General features: G+C 57.8%; 18 protein-coding genes. 5 read left to right on the top strand and 13 right to left on the bottom strand.

The genetic code is table 11. The features are described 5' to 3' along the window. Positions 1-157: 157 nt before the first annotated feature. On the top strand, positions 158-646 hold the full coding sequence (gene rfaH / locus HFD92_RS17810; RefSeq protein ID WP_009088512.1) for a transcription/translation regulatory transformer protein RfaH: 489 nt from the start codon (positions 158-160) through the stop codon (positions 644-646). Here rfaH and tatD read toward each other — a convergent pair. From tatD to udp, 10 genes are all read right to left on the bottom strand, one after another. Beyond that, positions 643-1,425: a 3'-5' ssDNA/RNA exonuclease TatD gene (tatD, locus tag HFD92_RS17805; RefSeq protein WP_009088510.1), complete on the bottom strand. Its 783-nt coding sequence runs from the start codon at positions 1,423-1,425 to the stop codon at positions 643-645. The two genes, rfaH and tatD, sit on opposite strands and share 4 nt — an antisense overlap. Positions 1,426-1,513: 88 nt before the next feature. Further along, positions 1,514-2,272, bottom strand: a complete 759-nt coding sequence (gene tatC / locus HFD92_RS17800; protein ID WP_167429409.1) for a Sec-independent protein translocase subunit TatC — start codon at positions 2,270-2,272, stop codon at positions 1,514-1,516. Continuing rightward, a complete protein-coding gene (tatB, locus tag HFD92_RS17795; RefSeq protein WP_167429408.1) occupies positions 2,272-2,913 on the bottom strand; it encodes a Sec-independent protein translocase protein TatB in 642 nt (213 codons plus the stop codon). Before tatB ends, tatC begins: the two co-directional genes overlap by 1 nt. Before the next feature lie 3 nt (positions 2,914-2,916). Continuing rightward, positions 2,917-3,171 (bottom strand): Sec-independent protein translocase subunit TatA, encoded by a 255-nt coding sequence (gene tatA / locus HFD92_RS17790; protein ID WP_009088506.1) that lies wholly within the window; start codon positions 3,169-3,171, stop codon positions 2,917-2,919. Between the two features lie 109 nt (positions 3,172-3,280). Then, a complete protein-coding gene (gene ubiB, locus HFD92_RS17785; protein WP_009088503.1) occupies positions 3,281-4,918 on the bottom strand; it encodes a ubiquinone biosynthesis regulatory protein kinase UbiB in 1,638 nt (545 codons plus the stop codon). Then, the gene (locus HFD92_RS17780; RefSeq protein WP_046100983.1) at positions 4,915-5,520 is read right to left on the bottom strand and encodes an SCP2 domain-containing protein; all 606 of its coding nucleotides are present in this window, start codon (positions 5,518-5,520) and stop codon (positions 4,915-4,917) included. The genes ubiB and HFD92_RS17780 overlap by 4 nt, the downstream gene beginning before the upstream one ends. Before the next feature lie 11 nt (positions 5,521-5,531). Further along, positions 5,532-6,290 (bottom strand): bifunctional demethylmenaquinone methyltransferase/2-methoxy-6-polyprenyl-1,4-benzoquinol methylase UbiE, encoded by a 759-nt coding sequence (gene ubiE, locus HFD92_RS17775; RefSeq protein WP_009088499.1) that lies wholly within the window; start codon positions 6,288-6,290, stop codon positions 5,532-5,534. A gap of 75 nt (positions 6,291-6,365) precedes the next feature. Continuing rightward, a complete protein-coding gene (rmuC, locus tag HFD92_RS17770) occupies positions 6,366-7,865 on the bottom strand; it encodes a DNA recombination protein RmuC (protein WP_167429407.1) in 1,500 nt (499 codons plus the stop codon). Between the two features lie 85 nt (positions 7,866-7,950). Then, on the bottom strand, positions 7,951-9,219 hold the full coding sequence (locus HFD92_RS17765; RefSeq protein WP_167429406.1) for a lipopolysaccharide assembly protein LapB: 1,269 nt from the start codon (positions 9,217-9,219) through the stop codon (positions 7,951-7,953). A gap of 77 nt (positions 9,220-9,296) precedes the next feature. Beyond that, on the bottom strand, positions 9,297-10,058 hold the full coding sequence (gene udp, locus HFD92_RS17760; RefSeq protein WP_167429405.1) for a uridine phosphorylase: 762 nt from the start codon (positions 10,056-10,058) through the stop codon (positions 9,297-9,299). A gap of 303 nt (positions 10,059-10,361) precedes the next feature. Between udp and HFD92_RS17755 the strand changes: the two genes are divergently transcribed. Then, positions 10,362-11,195, top strand: a complete 834-nt coding sequence (locus HFD92_RS17755) for a dienelactone hydrolase family protein (protein ID WP_009088490.1) — start codon at positions 10,362-10,364, stop codon at positions 11,193-11,195. Positions 11,196-11,482: 287 nt separating this feature from the next. On the opposite strand, the gene metE is transcribed toward HFD92_RS17755, so the two are convergent. Further along, a complete protein-coding gene (gene metE, locus HFD92_RS17750; RefSeq protein WP_167429404.1) occupies positions 11,483-13,753 on the bottom strand; it encodes a 5-methyltetrahydropteroyltriglutamate--homocysteine S-methyltransferase in 2,271 nt (756 codons plus the stop codon). Positions 13,754-13,897: 144 nt separating this feature from the next. On the opposite strand from metE, the gene metR reads away from it, so the two are divergent. Beyond that, positions 13,898-14,824 carry an HTH-type transcriptional regulator MetR gene (metR, locus tag HFD92_RS17745; protein ID WP_111208476.1) on the top strand — a complete coding sequence of 309 codons (927 nt, stop codon included), beginning with the start codon at positions 13,898-13,900 and terminating at the stop codon, positions 14,822-14,824. An 83-nt stretch (positions 14,825-14,907) separates the two neighbouring features. Beyond that, complete coding sequence (locus tag HFD92_RS17740) at positions 14,908-15,387, top strand: DUF1456 family protein (protein WP_009088484.1); 480 nt, start codon at positions 14,908-14,910, stop codon at positions 15,385-15,387. Between the two features lie 491 nt (positions 15,388-15,878). Here the strand turns inward: HFD92_RS17740 and HFD92_RS17735 are convergent, their stop codons facing one another. Further along, positions 15,879-16,742, bottom strand: coding sequence for a carboxylate/amino acid/amine transporter (locus HFD92_RS17735; RefSeq protein ID WP_111208491.1), 864 nt, complete (start codon positions 16,740-16,742; stop codon positions 15,879-15,881). A gap of 373 nt (positions 16,743-17,115) precedes the next feature. Between HFD92_RS17735 and glpT the strand changes: the two genes are divergently transcribed. Beyond that, on the top strand, positions 17,116-18,456 hold the full coding sequence (gene glpT, locus HFD92_RS17730; RefSeq protein ID WP_009088478.1) for a glycerol-3-phosphate transporter: 1,341 nt from the start codon (positions 17,116-17,118) through the stop codon (positions 18,454-18,456). Positions 18,457-18,502: 46 nt separating this feature from the next. Here the strand turns inward: glpT and yigL are convergent, their stop codons facing one another. Then, positions 18,503-19,303, bottom strand: a complete 801-nt coding sequence (gene yigL / locus HFD92_RS17725; RefSeq protein ID WP_140923908.1) for a sugar/pyridoxal phosphate phosphatase YigL — start codon at positions 19,301-19,303, stop codon at positions 18,503-18,505. Between the last annotated feature and the right edge of the window lie 43 nt (positions 19,304-19,346).

The following is a 19,346-nucleotide window of genomic DNA, read 5'->3' as shown; positions in this document are numbered from 1 at the left end:
CTGGTGCACGTCAATTTCCCGTTACCGTTTCTGCCCGCCTCCGGCCTGCTAAGAAAAGTCTCAATTTATTTTCTCTGCGGGCCGCTTTACCCTGCCCCTGCGCTATAACTCTGGCAACAGGTTTGCTATTCTTAGCGTCCATTCAATGGGAGCCGTTATGGAAGCCTGGTACTTACTCTATTGCAAACGTGGACAGCTATTGCGCGCGAAGGAGCATCTCGAGCGGCAGGAGGTGCATTGCCTCAGCCCGATGATCGCTCTGGAAAAGATCGTGCGCGGTAAACGCACCACGGTGAGTGAGCCGCTGTTCCCTAACTACCTGTTTATCGAATTCGATCCTGAAGAGATTCACACCACCACCATCAGCAGCACCCGCGGTGTCAGTCACTTTGTCCGCTTCGGCTCCACCCCGGCAACCGTGCCGTCGGCGGTCATTGAAGCGCTGGAAACCGACGTCCCGCAAATCCTGCTCGATCCTGAAACGCCACAGAGCGGCGATGAGGTTGTCATCACCGAAGGAACGTTTGAAGGGCTGCGCGCCATTTTTGCCGAGCCGGATGGTGAAACACGCTCGATCCTGTTGCTGAATCTCCTCAACAAGCAGGTGATGCGCAGCGTCGATAACAAGCAGTTCCGCAAGCTTTAAGCCAGTCTGAACAGCGTCCGCGCATTATGATCGATGCGGGCCGCCAGTGCCTCCGCACTTTCACCTCGCCATGTCGCCACCTGACTGACAATATGCGGTAAAAAGCAGGGTTCGTTGCGGCGCGAAGGCGGACGCGGACGCATGTCGCGCGGCAACAGGTAGGGCGCATCCGTTTCCAGCAGCAGGCGTTCGGCCGGGATCAGCGGCAGCAGCTCACGCAGTTCCAGACCCCGACGCTCATCGCAGACCCAGCCCGTAATGCCCACAGATAACCCCATTTCCAGACAGGCTTCCAGTTCGTCGCGCGTGCCGGTAAAGCAGTGGATCACCGCACCCGGCAGTTTTGGCAGCCAGGGGGCAAGCACCGCAGCGAAACGCGCATGGGCTTCACGGCAGTGCAGGAACACCGGCATATTGAGTTCTGCGGCCAGCGCCAGCTGTGCGTCAAATGCATACTCCTGCTGCTCATGGGCCGAGAGGTTGCGATTAAAATCGAGTCCGCATTCACCAATGGCGACCACTTCCGGTTTTTCCGCCAGCCGGCGCAGGGTGCTGGCGATCTCCAGCGACCATTCGCTGGCATGATGAGGGTGAACGCCCGCGGTAGACCAGCAAAAGCCGGGCTGGCCTTCAGCCAGTCGCTGAGCCTGCTGGCTCTCCAGCGCGTTGGTGCCGGTAATAAGCATGCCGGTGACGCCCGCATCACGCGCGCGTTTAACCACCTTTTGCCGGTCGGAGGCGAATTGCGTGCTGGTCAGGTTTACACCGATATCAAACATAATTTTTCCCACAGTTTGTAAAAAAAAACCGCCCGGAGGGGCGGTCTGGATGGCTCGCTTCCCGCCTGTGCGGGTCATACGGTCAGCGTCAGGCGTCGGTATGTTTATCCTCATCCTGTGACCAGCGGCCTTTACCCACATAGTAACGGGAAAAGAATACGCCGACTTCAAACAGGCAGTACATCGGAATAGCGAGCAAAGTTTGGGAAAAAACGTCCGGAGGTGTGAGCAGCATCCCGACTACGAAAGCGCCCACCAGAATATAGGGACGTTTCTTTTTCAGATCTTCCGGGCTGGTGATACCGGTCCAGCAGAGCAACACGATCGCCACCGGCACCTCAAACGCCACCCCAAAGGCCATGAAGAGAGTCATGACGAAATCGAGGTATTTGGCGATATCCGTTGCGACCGTCACGCCGATGGGCGCGGTCTTGGTGAAAAAGCCAAATGCCAGCGGGAAAACGACGAAGTAAGCAAAGGCCACACCGAAGTAGAACAGGAAGGTGCTGGAGAAGAGCAGCGGCATCACCAGCCTGCGCTCATGCCGGTAGAGCGCCGGGGCGACAAATGCCCAGACCTGATAGAGGATCACCGGCACCGCGAGAAACACTGACACGATGATGGTCAGCTTTATCGGGGTAAAGAACGGCGAGGCGACATCGGTTGCAATCATGCTGGAGCCCACCGGCATCTGACTGATCAGCGGTGATGCGACCAGCTGGTAGATGTCGTTGGCGAAATAGACCAGTACCAGGAAAATGACCAGTACGGCGATGATGCAGTTCAGTAATCGCTTACGCAGCTCAATCAGATGGCTGATGAGCGGTTGGGTATCTTCAACGGTCATTATCGTTCATCACCTGCAGAAGAGGAGGTCGCGGAAGGACGCGCAGACTCTGATGACCTGGCGGCGTCGCCAGCGGGTGCCTGTGCCGGTGCCGGTGCGCTGGCCACAGCAGCAGGCGCAGCAGAGGATGGCGCAGCAGAGGGTCGCTGTGCGGCCGCGGCCGGTGCGGGTTGCACCGCGGCATCGGCACCCGCTACCGCAGACGGTGCCTGTGCCGGTGCGCTGGCCTGATGCTCTGCTGAGGCTGGCGTCGCGGCGGTTTCCGTCGCAGCAGGCTCAGGGGCATACCGGTGCTGTGCTGAGTGGATGGTGTTCGCTTCGTCTTCCTCTTTTTCAATGTCGATGCTCTGACTGACCGAGCGCTTCATTGAATCTGCCGTTTTACGCAGCTCTTCCATCGACTCCTTCAGCTCAGGGGAGAGGGTGCCACGGCCCGCCTCTTCCACCTTTTTCAGGCTCTCCTGCAACTCCTGCAGTTTGAGTTCCTGCGCCAGTTCATGTTGTACATTGGCTGCCAGCGAACGAATCGCCCTGATCCAGCCGACCACGGTTTTCACCGCAACCGGTAATCGTTGCGGGCCGAGTACAATCAGCCCGATAACGAACACCAATACCAGTTCACTAAAACCAATATCGAACACGGTTTACACCTGCTTGTCGTTCTTGGCTTCTTCTTTGTTAGCCGAAGTTTGCTGTTTGTCCGCCAGCGTTTTGGCAGCGAAGTCAGCGTCCTGCTCTTTCGGTTGATCCTTTTTGTCGTCCTCATCACTCATGGCCTTTTTGAAGCCACGAATCGAAGAACCTAAATCCGAACCCAGATTACGTAATTTATTGGTACCGAACAGAAGTACAACAATCACGGCAATGATTAACAGTTGCCAGATACTGATACCGCCCATGAGATAGCCTCTAATATTCTGTGAAAACGATAAGGTAATGCAGGACAGAGTGCCCTTTTTAGCCGGGCTTTAGCCAGCGACATTACCTTTTTTTAAACAGACGTGACAATCAGTTTGTCTTACGCCAGCCGATTAGCCATGAAACGATTCCTGCCGCCATCAGAACCGCCGGAAAGAGATCCCAGTCCGGTCGGGTGAGCAGAACTGCCGTTCCGCTTAGCAGCAGTGTGGCACCGACGCCAAACAGATAACGCGCCTGATGATGACGGACGCGCTGCGCATTGAGATCGCCCACTAATTTATCGACGCTGTGCCGTAAAAGCTTGTGCTGGCGCATGCTGTCGTAAAAGAGTTCTGGCAGCTCCGGGAGCTTTTCAGCCCAGAACGGCGCTTTCTCTTTGACCGCACGGATAATGGCGGGGATACCCACCTGATCCTTGATCCACTCTTCCAGGAAGGGTTTGGCCGTTTTCCACAGGTCGAGCTGTGGGTAGAGCTGACGGCCAATGCCTTCCACATAAAGCAGCGTTTTTTGCAGCAGCACCAGCTGCGGCTGCACTTCCATATTAAAGCGACGCGCGGTGTTGAACAGGTTCAGCAGCACATGCCCGAACGAGATCTCAGCCAGCGGCTTTTCAAAAATCGGCTCACACACCGTGCGAATCGCAAACTCGAAATCTTCGACGTTGGTATCGGGCGGTACCCAGCCGGAATCAACGTGCAGCTCGGCAACCTTGCGATAGTCACGGTTGAAGAACGCGATAAAGTTTTCCGCCAGATAACGCTTATCTTCTTTGTTCAGCGACCCCACGATGCCGCAGTCGATACCGATATATTGCGGATCTTCCGGGTGTTCATAGCTGACAAAAATATTGCCCGGATGCATATCTGCGTGGAAGAAGCTGTCGCGGAAGACCTGGGTAAAGAAGACCTGGACACCGCGTTCAGCCAGCAGCTTCATATTCACGCCGTGGCGCTCCAGCGTCGCAACGTCGGAAATCGGGATACCGTAAATGCGCTCCATCACCATCATGGTCTCGCTGCAATAGTCGGAATAGACTTCCGGCACATAGAGCATACGGCTCTCTTCAAAATTGCGGCGTAACTGAATGGCGTTGGCGGCTTCGCGTAACAGGTTCAGCTCATCAAGCAGGGTTTTCTCATAATCGCGCACCACTTCGACCGGACGCAGACGACGGCCATCCGGCAGCAGACGCGGAACCCAGCGCGCCAGGCGATAGATCAGCTTCATATCCGCTTTGATCACCGGCAAAATGTCGGGGCGGATCACTTTGATCACCACTTTTTTGCCGTTAGATTTCAGCGTGGCGGTGTGAACCTGCGCAATCGACGCAGACGCCAGCGGCTTAATGTCAAAATCATCAAACCAGGTCTCGATGGGTGCGCCCATTGAGGCTTCAATCTGTGCTTTCGCTTTGACGCCATCGAAGGGCGCCACACGGTCCTGCAGGATCGCCAGCTGATCGGCGATCAGCGGCGGGAAGAGATCCCGGCGCGTTGACAGCATCTGACCAAACTTGATCCAGACCGGCCCCAGCTGCTCCATCGCCATACGCATACGCGCACCGGTCGGTTCATGCTGGTGCAGATTGGGGATCCAGAAAATTGAGCGACGCCACAGGCGGAACAGGAAAGTGAGACGTGTCTGCGGGATCAGTTCATCAAGGCCATAGGTCAGAAACACCTTCATGATCAGATATAAGCGGCGGATCTCTCCTAAACTCATTTTGCCTCCAGCTGCGCCAGACGCGCATCAAGCGCCTCAAGCGAACGTTCCATCGCGTCGACCTCCTCAGAAAACCAGGCCAGTTCCAGTGAGCCAGGCGCAACACGCCACTCTTCGGTCATGGCCTGTCCGAGATATCCCTGACGACGCGCTGCTTCACCTTTGAAAAAGCGGAAAGCCTGCTGTGCCCGCTGACTGATGCCCTGCGCGGCGATGTCGCCCACCCAGGGAGCCAGATATTCCGCCGGATCCAGCTCAGCCAGATCCATCAGCGCCGAGAACTGCTGCACCACCTGCAGATCGCCCTCTACCTGCAGTTCACCGCTGCGAATCAGCGGCGTCAGCTGCTGGCGATCGCGCAGCTTTGGCAGACTTTTCAGCGAGGTGATCACCGTGCAGTCGCTGCGGTCCTGCCAGTCAGCTAACACGTCCAGCTGCTGTTCACTGAACACCAGCACCAGGGGAGACGAGAACTCATTCAGGCGCAGTGTCAGGACTTTGCCATTCAGACGTTGCCGCGCCGGCTTAAGGCCGCGATCGCGGTACAGAATACGGTTCAGCGCCGTCTCCATGCCCGCCGTAATCAAAGGAGTCAGGTTCATCACCATCTCACTCAGAACTTAAATCCACGATGCAGCGCCACGATCCCGCCAGTCATGTTGGAGTAAGTGGTATTTTCAAAGCCGACATCGTTCATCATCGCCTTCAGGGTCTCCTGATCGGGATGCATACGGATCGATTCGGCCAGATAGCGGTAGCTCTCAGCATCCTGCGCCACCAGCTGGCCGATACGCGGCAGAATGTGGAACGAGTAAGCGTCATACGCTTTGCTCAGCGGGTCCAGCACTGGCTTAGAGAACTCCAGCACCAGCAGGCGTCCGCCCGGCTTAAGCACGCGGAACATGGAGGCCAGCGCCTTCTCTTTTTCCGTGACGTTGCGCAGACCAAAGGAGATGGTGATGCAGTCGAAGTAGTTATCAGGGAAAGGCAGAGCTTCTGCGTTGGCCTGCACGTAACTGACGTTGCCCACCACACCCTGATTGCGCAGCTTTTCGCGGCCCATCTTCAGCATGGAACTGTTGATATCCGCCAGTACCACCTGACCGGTGTCACCCACCAGACGAGAGAATTTTGCCGTCAGATCGCCGGTGCCTCCCGCCAGATCCAACACACGCTGACCGCGGCGAACACCGCTGCTGTCGATGGTAAAGCGCTTCCAGATACGATGGACGCCAAAGGACATCAAATCGTTCATCAGGTCATATTTTGCCGCTACGGAGTGAAACACATCCGCGACTTTGTCAGCTTTTTCGCTTTTGGCGACCGTCTGAAAGCCAAAATGGGTGGTTTCCTGCTGTGATTCATCTGCCATCGGTTTTACCTGCTCCACAAACAATACTTTCCGAAGTGTATCAGAGTCACGGAAGTCAGGCACGCTGCGCCCATACTATTCGTGGAGGCGTCTCACACGCCTGTCACTGTCATCCGCATCCTCATCATCCCTGTCGTCATCTGCCATCCGGTTTTCCGGCATAGCCCGTTCGGCCAGCTGAGGATTGATCGGCCGTTTGATTTCAACGCCCAGCGCACGGAAGCCCTCCGTCTGCGCAATCAGGTTACCGCGCCCCTCTGCCAGCTTTTTCATCGCCTCGCGATAGCTGTTCTGCGCTTTGTCCAGACTGTGACCAATACCGCTCATGTCATCCACAAACAGCCGCATCTTGTCATAGAGGCGTGCGGCCCGATCGGCAATACGCTGTGCATTGCGGCTCTGGTGCTCATAGCGCCACAGATTATTGATGGTCCGTAACGCCACCAGCAGCGTGGTGGGGCTGACCAGCATGATATTCTGCTGCAGCGCCTCGCTAATCAGCTCAGGCTGGCGGTCGATCGCCAGTAAAAAGGCCGGTTCAACCGGAATGAACATCAACACATAATCCAGCGAGCGTAAACCGGGCAATTGTTGATAATCTTTTCGTCCCAGCAGGCGGATATGGGCCCGCACGGCGCTGACATGCTCCTGAATCGCCTGTTCACGTTCGATCTCATCATCCGCATTGAAGTAGCGCTCATAGGCCACCAGCGTCATCTTGGCGTCCACCACCACATCTTTGCCCTGTGGCAGCCGCACAATCACATCCGGCTGCATCCTGCCCTGCTGTTCAGACTGAATGCTGACCTGCGTTTCATATTCATAGCCTTCACGCAGCCCGGAGGCTTCCAGCACCCGGCTCAGGACCACTTCCCCCCAGTTACCCTGGATTTTATTGTCACCCTTCAGGGCTTTGGTCAGGTTGAGCGCCTCCTGCGCCATCTGCGCATTCAGCTGCTGAAGCTGACGGATTTCGTGGGTCAGGGTGTGACGTTCGCGCGCCTCTGCGCCAAAGCTTTCATGCACCTGACGACGAAAGCCATCCAGCTGTTCACGTAACGGGCCAATCAGGCTATCCAGGCTTTGACGGTTCTGCTCATCGACGCGACGGCCGCTGTTTTCGAAAATGCGGTTGGCGAGGTTTTCAAACTGGGCGCTGAGACGCTGCTCGCTGTTGGTCAGCAGGCGCTGCTTCTCCTCGGCGGCAAAACGGGTCTCTTCCAGACGGATGGTCACCTCACGCAGCTCCGCTTCCTGCGCGCTATTGACCTCCAGCTGATTGCGCAGCTCGCGATTGAGCTGCTCGCTTTCATTGCGCCAGTAGTCGAGCTGCTGCAGCCGCTCCGTGGCTCCGCTCAGGGCACCGTGCAGCTGACGCAGCTCCTGTTCCCGCTCGCGGATCTGCTGCTGAAGCTGTTCAGTCTGCTGCTGCTGACGCTGCTGCGCCTCCTGCTGCAGACGGCGCTCAGTCTGGAAACTGGCGGCCTGGTGCCCGGCACGAAGCTGTGCCAGCATCCAGCCGATTCCGACCCCGGCAAGCGCCAGACAGATGCTGATGATGATGTGCTGATCCATGATTTCCCCGCGACTTACACTGCTGAGGAAAAAGGTAGAGTCGCACTGTATGAATGTCCAGATAAATTTATTCGCGCTCAGCAACTTAGAGCGCGGTCACGGTCACCCTTCCCGCCTGCCACTCCTCAATCAGAAAAAAGGGCATCGGCAACAGCCACTCACCCTGCTTAACCTGCGCCAGATAGTGCCAGGTGGTTTCGCCCGCGGTGATCGCCACGCGCTGTCTGCTGCCGTCGGCCACACTGGCTTTCCCGGTCATACTGGCAAAGCCGGCATTGCTGCCCACGTGGAACTGCGGCGTCTGCCAGCGCACCGGCGCATGGGCAGGCCACGGCCGGGCCTGATGAAAGTGAAACAGTTCATCATGATTCAGCACGCTTTCACGTACCGTCGGCCATAACGCCACTTTGAGGAAATATTGATCGGTGAAGCGTTCGCTCCCCCGGTAGTGCGCAATAAAATCACGCATCGCCTGTTCCACGTTGTGAAAGACGCCATGACAGCCGCCCCACATCCCTGCCAGCAGCAGTTCGGTGTGGGAAAAGTAGTCACGCATATGGTGGAACCAGTAAGGTGAAGCCAGCCAGGCGCTGACCGCCGCCGCTTCGCGCTCTGAGAGCAGCGAGTCGGCATCGCGGACGATAAAGCGCTTCACGCCAGGATCGTCCATCACCAGAAAACGCCACAGGGTGGGAAACAGGGTTTTCTCATGCGACATATCGACCCGTTGCACATGCGGCTGGTCCAGTCGCTGCCAGACATGCTGCGGCACGCTGTCGTCAAGGTAGATGCGGCAGACCCAGCCGGGATAGAGTTCAGGTGCGACTTCGACGTTTTTAATCAGGGTTTCGCAGTAGCGCGGCTGGTCACCAAACAGGCTGAAGGCAATGACATTCTGGTGCGGCTGCGTGAGATCGGCAGGTTCGGGCTGGGGAGCGGGAAACGCCACGCGCTGCCCCTGACTGAAACGCGCATCGGACTGCATCAGCGACGCCAGACCATAGCGCGCCACCTCATCCGGCTTATTCAGCCAGCCACAGACTTCCGTCAGGCCATCCAGCCAGGTTTCAGAGGCGGTGCTGCGCACCGCGGGCGGGGAGAGTGCAATCTTCTGATAGATTTTATAGGACTTCTGGTACTGACCCAGACGCAGCAGACAGAGTGCATAGTCGCTCAGCACCTGCATCTGCTGAGGCAGATAGCGCAGCGCCTCTTCGCAGCACTGGGCGGCCTGTGCATAGTCACCCTGCTGCATGGCGGCACGGAAGCGTTCGGCACCGCGTTCCAGTCGGGCATTAAGGGCGGCGGGATCGGCTTTGAATGCCGGTCGTCGGACAGGAAGTGTATTGCGCATAAGCCTTCTCAGGTTTCACTGAAATGACGCGCCTTGTACAGCAGCAGGCCCGATAGGGGCCCGCGGCCTGACGCGGCCTACAGCAAGCGACGCGCCGCTTCGACCACAATCTTCACTGCGTCGCTTTCTGTCTGTTTCATGGTGACCGCATCAGGGATCTCTTTCTGCGTACGGTTCACAATGACGCCTGCCACCATACCGGCGCGGAGGCCCTGGCTGGCGCACATGGTTAACAGTGTAGCGGATTCCATCTCATAGTTGAGGACACCCATCTCCTGCCACTCTTTCATCGATCCCTTGAAACGGCTGACGACGCGGCCTGAGACGGTGTCGTAGCGCTCCTGGCCCGGATAGAAGGTGTCAGAGGAGGCGGTAATGCCGATATGGGTGGTGGCGCCACAGGCTTCTGCAGCGGCCACCAGCGCAGTGGTACAGCCGAAGTCAGCCACCGCCGGGAACTCCATCGGCGCGAAATGCAGGCTGGCGCCATCCAGGCGCACGGAGGCGGTCGTGACCAGCACATCGCCGACGTTGATACGTGGCTGGATGGCACCCGTGGTGCCGACGCGCAGGAAGGTGCGCACGCCAAGCTGAGCCAGCTCTTCTACCGCAATAGAGGTCGAAGGGCCGCCGATGCCGGTTGAGCAGACAACCACCGGCTTGCCATCCAGTTTTGCCAGCCAGGAGGTAAATTCACGGTGTGAGGCGAGATGCGTGGCATCCTCCATCAGTCCGGCAATTTTCTTCACGCGCTCCGGGTCGCCCGGCACAATCGCCAGGGTGGCGCCCTGCAGATCGGCTTTCGTCAGGCCAAGATGGAAAACGTCAGACTGTGTCATTTGCAGACTCCTGTTAAGGGATGATAGCGCGCCACTCTACGCCAGCACGCCCGATAAATATGTGACAGCATTCACTTAAGAAAATGAAAGTTACATTTACCGGAAGAAAAAATGCGACATTAATCACACATTAACATCTTCTTCGCCCGGATAACGCCCGGCGGGGCTGTGTCGGGGTCAGGGCAATGTTAAAGAGGTGGATGCGTTTGTTCGCTGCTGATTCTGTTACCCGACACCTGGCACGCACGCTTTCGGGCCAGGCTATAGTTACGTGATTGCGCCAATGCTTGCACGGAGAGAATAATGAAACCCAGTGATACTTTGCCACAAAAACCGGCGACGGGCGGCTTTGCCCCAGCCGTGCAGCCCACCGCCGACACCACCATTATTACCGATAGTCCGGCCATTCACGCAGGTGAGACTTCCGTGCCCAGTCAGGGCGAAAACATGCCGGCCTATTTTGCAAAACCGCAGTCAGCGGAAGGTCCTTTACCCGTCGTGCTGGTGGTGCAGGAGATCTTTGGTGTGCACGAACACATCCGGGATATCTGCCGCCGTCTGGCGCTGGAAGGCTATCTGGCGATTGCACCGGAGCTCTATTTCCGCGAGGGCGATCCCTCTGAGTATCATGATATCCCGACGCTGTTCAGCGAGCTGGTCAGTAAAGTGCCGGATACTCAGGTGCTGGCTGACCTGGACCATGCCGCCAACTGGGCCGCACGCAACGGGGGCGATATCCGCCGCATGGGCATTACCGGTTTCTGCTGGGGTGGCCGCATCAGCTGGCTCTACGCCGCGCACAATCCGCAGCTGCGCGCCGCCGTGGCCTGGTATGGACGGCTGACCGGCGACCGTACCCTGAAGCAGCAGAAGCACCCGATTGATATTGCCGTCGCGCTCAACGCGCCGGTTTTAGGACTCTATGGCGGACAGGACGAGAGCATTCCGCTGGAGAGCGTCGAGCAGATGCGACAGGCGCTGCATGCCGCCAATGCCACCGCCGAGATCATCGTCTATCCCGAAGCGGGTCATGCGTTTAATGCAGACTACCGCCCGAGCTACCATGCAGAATCGGCTCAGGATGGCTGGCAGCGGATGCTGACCTGGTTCAGACAATATGGTGTGACCTCGCAGTAACTGAAAAAGGGGCGCGTCTGCGCCCCTTTTGAGATTGTTGACAAAGTCCAGCGCGGTAGCGGTAAGACCGAGCCTGCGAAGGGAACACGGTCAGATCGGAAAGACGCAAGAACCGCCATCCATGGCATGCTCGGCCCGCGCCATCCCTGCCGCGGGACGCTTTCCTCCTCTGACCGTGTTCCCTGCGCATTGAGCTTATTAATTGCTGCCAGACTCGCCTTGATTTGGGTTTGTCAGCAGTCTGAAAGGGGCGCGTCTGCGCCCCTTTTTTTGCCACCCGGACCCGCTTACGCCGTCTCACTACGCAGTTTCTTCGCCGCCGTCACCATATTGGCCAGCGCCTGCCGTGTTTCCGTCCAGCCGCGCGTTTTCAGGCCGCAGTCCGGGTTTACCCACAGACGCGCTGCCGGAATCCGTTGTGCGGCCTTCTGCAGCAGGGCCTCTATCCACTCAACGCTGGGAACGTTAGGCGAGTGAATGTCATAGACGCCGGGGCCGATTTCATTCGGATAGTCGAAATGCTCAAACGATTCCAGCAGCTCCATATCGGAGCGCGAGGTTTCAATGGTGATGACATCCGCATCCAGCGCCGCAATGGCATCCATGATGTCGTTGAACTCGCAGTAACACATATGGGTGTGAATCTGGGTGTCATCCTGCGCCACGGCCGCGGTAAGCCGGAACGCCTCTACCGCCCAGGTCAGGTAGGCGGCCCACTCCGACTGATGCAAAGGCAGGCCCTCACGCAGAGCCGGTTCATCTATCTGAATAATCCCGATCCCCGCCTTCTCCAGATCTTTCACTTCATCACGCAGCGCCAGCGCGATCTGCTTTGCGAGGGTTTCCCGTGACACATCTTCACGCGGGAATGACCAGCAGAGGATAGTAACCGGGCCGGTCAGCATCCCTTTTACCGGCTTGTCGGTCAGCGACTGCGCATAGCTGGCCCACTCCACGGTGATCGCCGCCGGCCGGCTGATATCCCCGATGATGACCGGCGGTTTCACACAGCGGGAACCGTAGCTCTGCACCCAGCCGTTCTGGGTGAAGACAAATCCCTCCAGATGCTCGCCAAAATACTCCACCATGTCGTTGCGTTCCGCTTCACCGTGAACCAGCACATCCAGCCCCAGCCGCTCCTGTTCGGTAATGGCCTGCCTGATATGTGCCGCGATGCCGGTGCGGTAGTGGCTGCTGTCGAGACGGCCCTGCTTAAAGTCGAGGCGCAGGCCACGGATCTCGGTGGTCTGGGGAAAAGAGCCGATAGTGGTGGTGGGCCAGGCCGGCAGTCTGAAACGCTGACGCTGCAGGGCAGCCCGCTCAGAATAGGCGCGCTGGCGCTGACTGAGCTGTGGCGTGATGGCCTGCAGACGCTGGCCCACTGCGGCATTGTGCACGCGGCGCGAGTGCGCACGGGCGCGCACCGGGGCACTCCAGGCCTCCAACGACGCCGCATCGTTCTGGTTCAGTGCGTGAGTAAGCAGCGAAAGTTCAGCACACTTCTGCAGGGCGAAAGCGAACCAGCTTTTGACCTCATCATCCAGACGGGTTTCCACGCTGAGATCGATCGGGCTGTGCAGCAGCGAGCAGGAGGAGCCGATCCAGACCTGTTCCCGCTGTGCAATCACCGGTTGCAGACGGCTGAACCAGCGGCTGAGATCGGCGCGCCAGACGTTACGCCCGTTGATCACCCCGAGTGACAGCAGCCAGCTGGCGGGCAGTTGCTGATTCAGCTGCTGGAGGTCATCGTGGCCATGAACCAGATCGACATGCAGGCCCTGCACCGGCAGTGCGCGAATCACCTCAATGTTCTGTCCGATGCTGTCAAAGTAGGTGGTCAGCAGCAGTCTGCTGTGACCCTGCAGCGCGTCATACGCCGGTTTGAAGGCGTCGCGCCACGCCTGCGGCAGTTCCAGGGCCAGGGCCGGTTCATCAATCTGCACCCATTCGATGCCCCGTCTGGCCAGTTCTGCCAGCACCTGCTGGTAGACGGGCAGAATCGCTTCCAGCAGCGACAGGCGCTCGAACGGCTCACCTTTCACTTTACCCAGCCACAGATAGGTTACCGGCCCCAGCAGCACCGGCTTGATGTTGTGACCCAGTGCCAGCGCCTCATCGACCTCGTCCAGCAGCTGAGTCCAGGTCAGTTTAAACCGCTGTCCCCGGGTAAATTCCGGCACCATGTAGTGATAGTTGGTGTTAAACCATTTGGTCATCTCTGCCGCGGCGGCGGGTTCCCCGCTGGGGGCTCGACCGCGGCCCAGGCGGAACAGGGTGTCCAGGTCAACGCTGCCCTCCGGGTTCTGATGGCGTGCGGGCACGTTACCCAGCATCAGGCTGGTGGTCAGCACATGATCGTACCAGGCGAAATCGCCGACCGGCAGCAGATCGACACCCGCCGCTTTCTGCTGTTGCCAGTGGCGGGCGCGCAGTTCACGGCCCACCGCCAGTAAGTCCTGCTGCGAAATATCACCCGCCCAGTACTGCTCCAGTGCTTTTTTCAGTTCCCGGCGCAGGCCAATACGGGGAAAGCCGAGGGTGTGGTTCAGGATAGTCATGTGCTGTTCTCCAGATAATCTTTCACGCTGGCTTTTACAGGCAGCCAGAGAGGTTTAGCCGTCCAGATGTTTACACTGCTATAATCTGCGGGTACTGTATGTGGCTCAAGCGCAATATGTTCATTTTCGATGTGAAGGACCCTCATGATCGAACTCAAGCACCTGCGGACGCTTCAGGCTCTGCGCAATACGGGATCGCTGGCGGCGGCGGCGGCCCAGCTTCACCAGACGCAATCGGCGCTCTCTCATCAGTTCAGCGACCTGGAGCAGCGGCTGGGATTCCGCCTGTTCGTGCGTAAAAGTCAGCCGCTGCGGTTTACGCCGCAGGGCGATATTCTGCTGCAGCTGGCAGAGCAGGTGTTGCCGCAGATCCAGCAGGCCCTGCAGGCGTGCCATGAGCCGCATCAGACCACGCTGCGGGTGGCGATCGAGTGTCATAGCTGTATTCAGTGGCTGACTCCCGCGCTGGATAAATTCCGTCAGAGCTGGCCGCAGGTGGTGATGGATTTCAAATCGGGCGTGACCTTTGATCCTCAGCCCGCTTTGCAGCAGGGTGAGCTGGATGTGGTGCTGACCTCCGATATTCTGGCGCGCTCCGGCCTGTTCTACTCCCCGATGTTTGATTATGAAGTGCGGCTGGTGCTGGCAACGGATCATCCGCTGGCACAGGTGGAGCAGATTGCCCCGGAAGATCTGGCTGATGAGGTGTTGATGATCTATCCGGTGCAGCGTCAGCGTCTGGATATCTGGCGTCACTTCCTGCAGCCTGCTGGCGTCAGCCCGGCGCTGAAAAGCGTCGATAACACCCTGCTGATGATTCAGATGGTTTCCGCGCGCATGGGTATCGCGGCGCTGCCGCACTGGGTGGTGGAGAGTTTTGAGAAGCAGGGTCTGGTCGTGACCCGCACGCTGGGTGAGGGGCTCTGGAGTCGTCTTTATGCCGCCGTGCGCGAAGGTGAACAGCGGCAGCCAGTGCTGGAAGCCTTTATCCGTTTCGCCCGTCAGCACGCCTGTGAGCATCTGCCGTTTGTGCGTGATGCTGCGCTGCCCGGTGCGGTGTTGCAGCGGTAACCGGTCGGGCACAAACCTGCGCGAACGCTGGCAAAATCCCCTATAATGCGCAGCCTGTCGACTGACCATGAGAAGATCTCACCATGACTAATAACGATATTCTGCGCAGCGTGCGCTACATGCTTAATCTGAGCGATGCCGGAATGGTGAAGATTTTTGCGCTGGCGGAATGTGAGGTACCCGAGACGGATGTTCAGGCGTGGCTGAAAAAAGATGACGACGCCGCGTTCCGTCCCTGCCCTGATGTGCTGATGGGGTATTTTCTGAATGGCCTGATTTTTTACCGTCGTGGTAAAAGTGAAGAGGCGCCAGCCCCGTCGATCGAGCGCAAAATGAATAACAATATTTTCATGAAGAAACTGCGTATCGCGTTCGATCTGAAAACGACCGACATTCCTGACGTGCTGAAGCGCGCAAACTTTACCGTATCGCAGGCGGAAGTAGGGGCGATTTTCCGCAAGCCTGACCATAAGAACTACCGCGAGTGTGGCGATCAGATTCTGCGTAACTTCCTGAAGGGGCTGGCGATGATCCAGCGTCCGAAGAGTGATAAGCCGGCTTAATCTCTGATCGCTTCTGACCCCTGCGTGGTCAGAGGTGGCGCATCTGATCGCAAAGAAAGCCTGCATCCATGCAGCACGGCCTCGCCATCCCTGGCTCGGACGCTTTGCTCCTCAGCTGCGCCACCCCTTCCCTCCCGCTTCATCAGGGCTTTGACAAGAGCAGCACCGGGCCAGCCATGCGGCGGACGCTTTACTTCTCAGCCCGCCATTCCCTCCTTCATGCTAGCGCTGAGCCACACATTTAACAGCGATGAGGCGGTTGCGCCTCCAGGCTTTACTACCCTGCATCACTCCTTCATGCTCTCGCTGAGCCACGCATTTAACAGCGATGAGGCTGTCGCGCCTCATGGGCTGGCGCGTCAGAAGAGCGAAGCGTCCGGGCCAGGGATGGCCCGGCCGATCCACAGGGAGGTGAGATTCCTTCGCGATCGGACGCGCCAGCCCGGGAGGCCGCACCTGACCCACAGCCACTGATTAGGTGCGATTCTCCTTTAGGTTCGGCTGCTGCGCCCCACCACCCAGCGCTTATGCACCCACAGCGAGGCGAGGATCACCAGCGCACCCGCAATAAAGCTCGGCCAGTGCGGTTTCTCCTGCCAGATTGCCAGATTCACCAGCAGCCCGGCGGGAACGTGCATGTTATTCATAATGCCCAGCGTGCCAGCATCGACCTGCGTTGCACCATAGTTCCACATAAAATAGCCCAGACCGGAAGCCGCAACGCCCAGCCAGACCAGAATGCCCCACTGCAGTGAGGTGGTCGGCAACTTCTGCGGATTACCCCAGGCGCACCACGCGATCACGGCAATCACAACCGCACCCAGATAGAACCAGGAGAAGGCGGTGTGCTGCGGCATCGGACGGGTCTCCTGCAGACGCTTATACCCTACCATTCCCGCCGCAAAACAGATGTTTGCCAGCTGCACTAACAGCAGCCCGAACCAGAAATGATCGCTGACTTTGTCATAACGGATAATCGCCGCACCGGCCACCGCCAGCAGCGCACTGAACACATAACCGATGCGCAGCGGACGACGGCTGATCAGATCGTAAATCAGCGTGACATACAGCGGCGTCATCACCGTAAACAGCAGGAATTCTGAAACGCTCAGATAGAGATAGGCTTCAAAACTCAGCAGATACATCACCCCGAGCTGCAGCATCCCCACCAGCATATAAAGCAGCAGCGTTGAAGGGCGGTAGCCACGCCAGCGCAGGAAAGGCAGGAAGACCAGCGCAGCCAGCGCCAGACGCATCAGAACGGAAAACCAGCTGTCCACCTGCCCGGCAAGGTATTCGCCAATCAGACTGAACGAAAAGGCCCACAGAATAGTGGTAATAATTAATAAGAACACGGTCATGACCCTGAAATTAACAGGCCGCCAGTGTAAACAATGTGCTGCCATCAGGCTGTGAAATCTGGTTGACATCTGACTATAAAACATTCGATCAGAATCTTTAAGCAGCAGACCGTTTACACAGACTGACATAACTGTCGACAGAACCGCTTTTCCGCCAGACAAAATGCGCGAAATGATCCATCAGGTGAACACTTTCGCTCTCAACTGTAATAAAACTGTAACAAATGTGTCATTCATCACAGTAACGCTGCGCAACTAACACTATTCTTTGCGCGAAATGGAACATCGGATGGCCATTTTCTCCTCTTTTCCTGCTTCAACCTGCCGGGAATTCAAAAACCATAATGTGCCCTGGAGGGCCTCACTGATGCTGAGCATTTTTAAACCTGCGCCACGCCAGCCACAGGTGGCAGAGGATCGTGTCGATCCCCTCTACCGTCGTCTGCGCTGGCAAATTTTCATCGGGATCTTCTTCGGTTATGCCGCCTACTATCTGGTCAGAAAAAACTTTGCGCTCGCGATGCCCTATCTGGTCGAGCAGGGTTTTTCGCGGGGCGATTTAGGGTTTGCCCTGTCGGGCATCTCCATCGCCTACGGCTTTTCAAAATTCATCATGGGATCGGTGTCGGACCGCTCAAACCCGCGCGTCTTCCTGCCGGCTGGCCTGATTCTGGCCGCGGCGGTGATGCTGATCATGGGATTTGTGCCCTGGGCGACCTCTAGCATCATGGTGATGTTTGTACTGCTGTTTATCTGCGGCTGGTTTCAGGGGATGGGCTGGCCGCCGTGCGGACGCACCATGGTTCACTGGTGGTCACAGAAGGAGCGCGGCCGGATCGTCTCGGTCTGGAACTGCGCCCATAATGTGGGTGGCGGTATCCCCCCGCTGCTGTTTCTGCTGGGCATGGCGTGGTTTAACGACTGGAAAGCGGCGCTCTACATGCCCGCTTTTGGCGCGATTGCCATTGCGATTCTGGCCTTTGCGCTGATGCGCGATACCCCGCAATCCTGTGGCCTGCCGCCGATTGAAGCGTATAAAAACGACTATCCGCCCGACTACGATGCCAGCCATGAAGAGGAGCTGACGGCAAAGCAGATCTTCATGAAGTACGTGCTGCCGAACAAGCTGCTGTGGTACATCGCGCTGGCCAACGTGTTTGTTTATCTGCTGCGCTACGGCATCCTCGACTGGTCTCCGACCTATCTCAAAGAGGTGAAACACTTCACGCTGGATAAATCCTCCTGGGCCTACTTCCTGTATGAATATGCGGGGATACCGGGGACGCTGCTCTGCGGCTGGATGTCGGATAAGGTGTTCCGCGGCAATCGGGGGGCGACCGGGGTGTTCTTTATGACGCTGGTCACCGTCGCGACCGTCATCTACTGGCTCAATCCGGCGGGTAACCCCGGCGTCGATATGGCCTGTATGATCGTGATTGGCTTCCTGATCTACGGTCCGGTGATGCTGATTGGTCTGCACGCGCTGGAGCTGGCCCCGAAAAAAGCGGCAGGAACGGCAGCGGGCTTTACCGGCCTGTTCGGCTACCTGGGAGGCTCGGTGGCCGCCAGCGCCATTGTCGGTTACACCGTCGACTACTTCGGCTGGGATGGCGGCTTCCTGGTGATGATCGCAGGCTGCGTGCTCGCCGTTATTCTGCTGCTCCTGACCATGGTCAGCGAACACAGACACAAACAGAAAATCGCCTGACGGCATAAAAAAAGGGCCGGATAACCGGCCCTTTTCATTCATTTACTTATGCGAGGTAGAGTGCGCGCAGCGTCTGCGGCACCGCATCATCCGCATTTGATCCAATCACTTCCAGCGCCGGCAGGGTATCTTTCAGCCGCTGATGAGCGTTCTGCATGATACAGCCCTTACCCGCCATGCTCAGCATCTCCACATCGTTCATGCCGTCGCCAAAGGCGATACAGCTTTGCAGCGAATGACCCAGCTGCTTCGCCACGGCTTCCAGCGCATGCCCCTTCGACACGCCGCCCGCCATGACCTCCAGACAGGTAGGTAATGAGAAGCTGACGTTAACGCGATCACCCCAGCGCGCTTCGATGGCCTGCTCCATCGGGATCAGATGTTCAGGGTTTTCGCAGGTGAAGAAGACTTTGCTGATGTTATCGGTTGGCAGCAGACCTGGCTCATAGACCTGATAATTGAACACCGACTCGCGGAAGTAATCCTGTTCTGCCGGACTTGAGCGGCTGACAAACCACTCATCATCCCGGTAGACGTGAGTCAGGATTTCGTTGTGATGATATTGCAGGCCAAACAGATCGCTGGCGATGTCGGCATCCAGATTGTGACTGAAGACCAGTTCGCCCGCCGCGTTGTGAACGCGCGCGCCGTTTGAAGTGATCATATAAGCCGGAATCGCCAGGCTGTCGCGCATCTGTCCGACATCGATATGATGACGGCCGGTCGCGAAAACGAAGTGAATATCTCTGGCGACCAGCTGCTGCAGTGTTTCGCGTGCAAATTGGGTCAGGCGATGTTCGGGAGAAAGCAGCGTGCCATCCAGGTCGGATGCAACGATGTGGTACATGAAAACCTCGGGTATCGGAGTCTGCCGGCTTTCGCCGGTCGGA

It is taken from the genome of Pantoea sp. EKM101V (genome assembly GCF_011800325.1).
Classification (GTDB): domain Bacteria; phylum Pseudomonadota; class Gammaproteobacteria; order Enterobacterales; family Enterobacteriaceae; genus Pantoea; species Pantoea anthophila.
Note: the sequence above shows the minus strand (reverse complement) of the source record. Positions and strands in the feature narration are given on the sequence as shown.

Coding starts and splice junctions, on each gene's coding strand:
- rfaH (WP_009088512.1), top strand. CDS start 158: ATGGAAGCCTGGTACTTACTCTATTGCAAACGTGGACAGCTATTGCGC.
- tatD (WP_009088510.1), bottom strand. CDS start 1,425: ATGTTTGATATCGGTGTAAACCTGACCAGCACGCAATTCGCCTCCGAC.
- tatC (WP_167429409.1), bottom strand. CDS start 2,272: ATGACCGTTGAAGATACCCAACCGCTCATCAGCCATCTGATTGAGCTG.
- tatA (WP_009088506.1), bottom strand. CDS start 3,171: ATGGGCGGTATCAGTATCTGGCAACTGTTAATCATTGCCGTGATTGTT.
- ubiB (WP_009088503.1), bottom strand. CDS start 4,918: ATGAGTTTAGGAGAGATCCGCCGCTTATATCTGATCATGAAGGTGTTT.
- HFD92_RS17780 (WP_046100983.1), bottom strand. CDS start 5,520: ATGAACCTGACTCCTTTGATTACGGCGGGCATGGAGACGGCGCTGAAC.
- ubiE (WP_009088499.1), bottom strand. CDS start 6,290: ATGGCAGATGAATCACAGCAGGAAACCACCCATTTTGGCTTTCAGACG.
- rmuC (WP_167429407.1), bottom strand. CDS start 7,865: ATGGATCAGCACATCATCATCAGCATCTGTCTGGCGCTTGCCGGGGTC.
- HFD92_RS17765 (WP_167429406.1), bottom strand. CDS start 9,219: ATGCGCAATACACTTCCTGTCCGACGACCGGCATTCAAAGCCGATCCC.
- udp (WP_167429405.1), bottom strand. CDS start 10,058: ATGACACAGTCTGACGTTTTCCATCTTGGCCTGACGAAAGCCGATCTG.
- HFD92_RS17755 (WP_009088490.1), top strand. CDS start 10,362: ATGAAACCCAGTGATACTTTGCCACAAAAACCGGCGACGGGCGGCTTT.
- metE (WP_167429404.1), bottom strand. CDS start 13,753: ATGACTATCCTGAACCACACCCTCGGCTTTCCCCGTATTGGCCTGCGC.
- metR (WP_111208476.1), top strand. CDS start 13,898: ATGATCGAACTCAAGCACCTGCGGACGCTTCAGGCTCTGCGCAATACG.
- HFD92_RS17740 (WP_009088484.1), top strand. CDS start 14,908: ATGACTAATAACGATATTCTGCGCAGCGTGCGCTACATGCTTAATCTG.
- glpT (WP_009088478.1), top strand. CDS start 17,116: ATGCTGAGCATTTTTAAACCTGCGCCACGCCAGCCACAGGTGGCAGAG.
- yigL (WP_140923908.1), bottom strand. CDS start 19,303: ATGTACCACATCGTTGCATCCGACCTGGATGGCACGCTGCTTTCTCCC.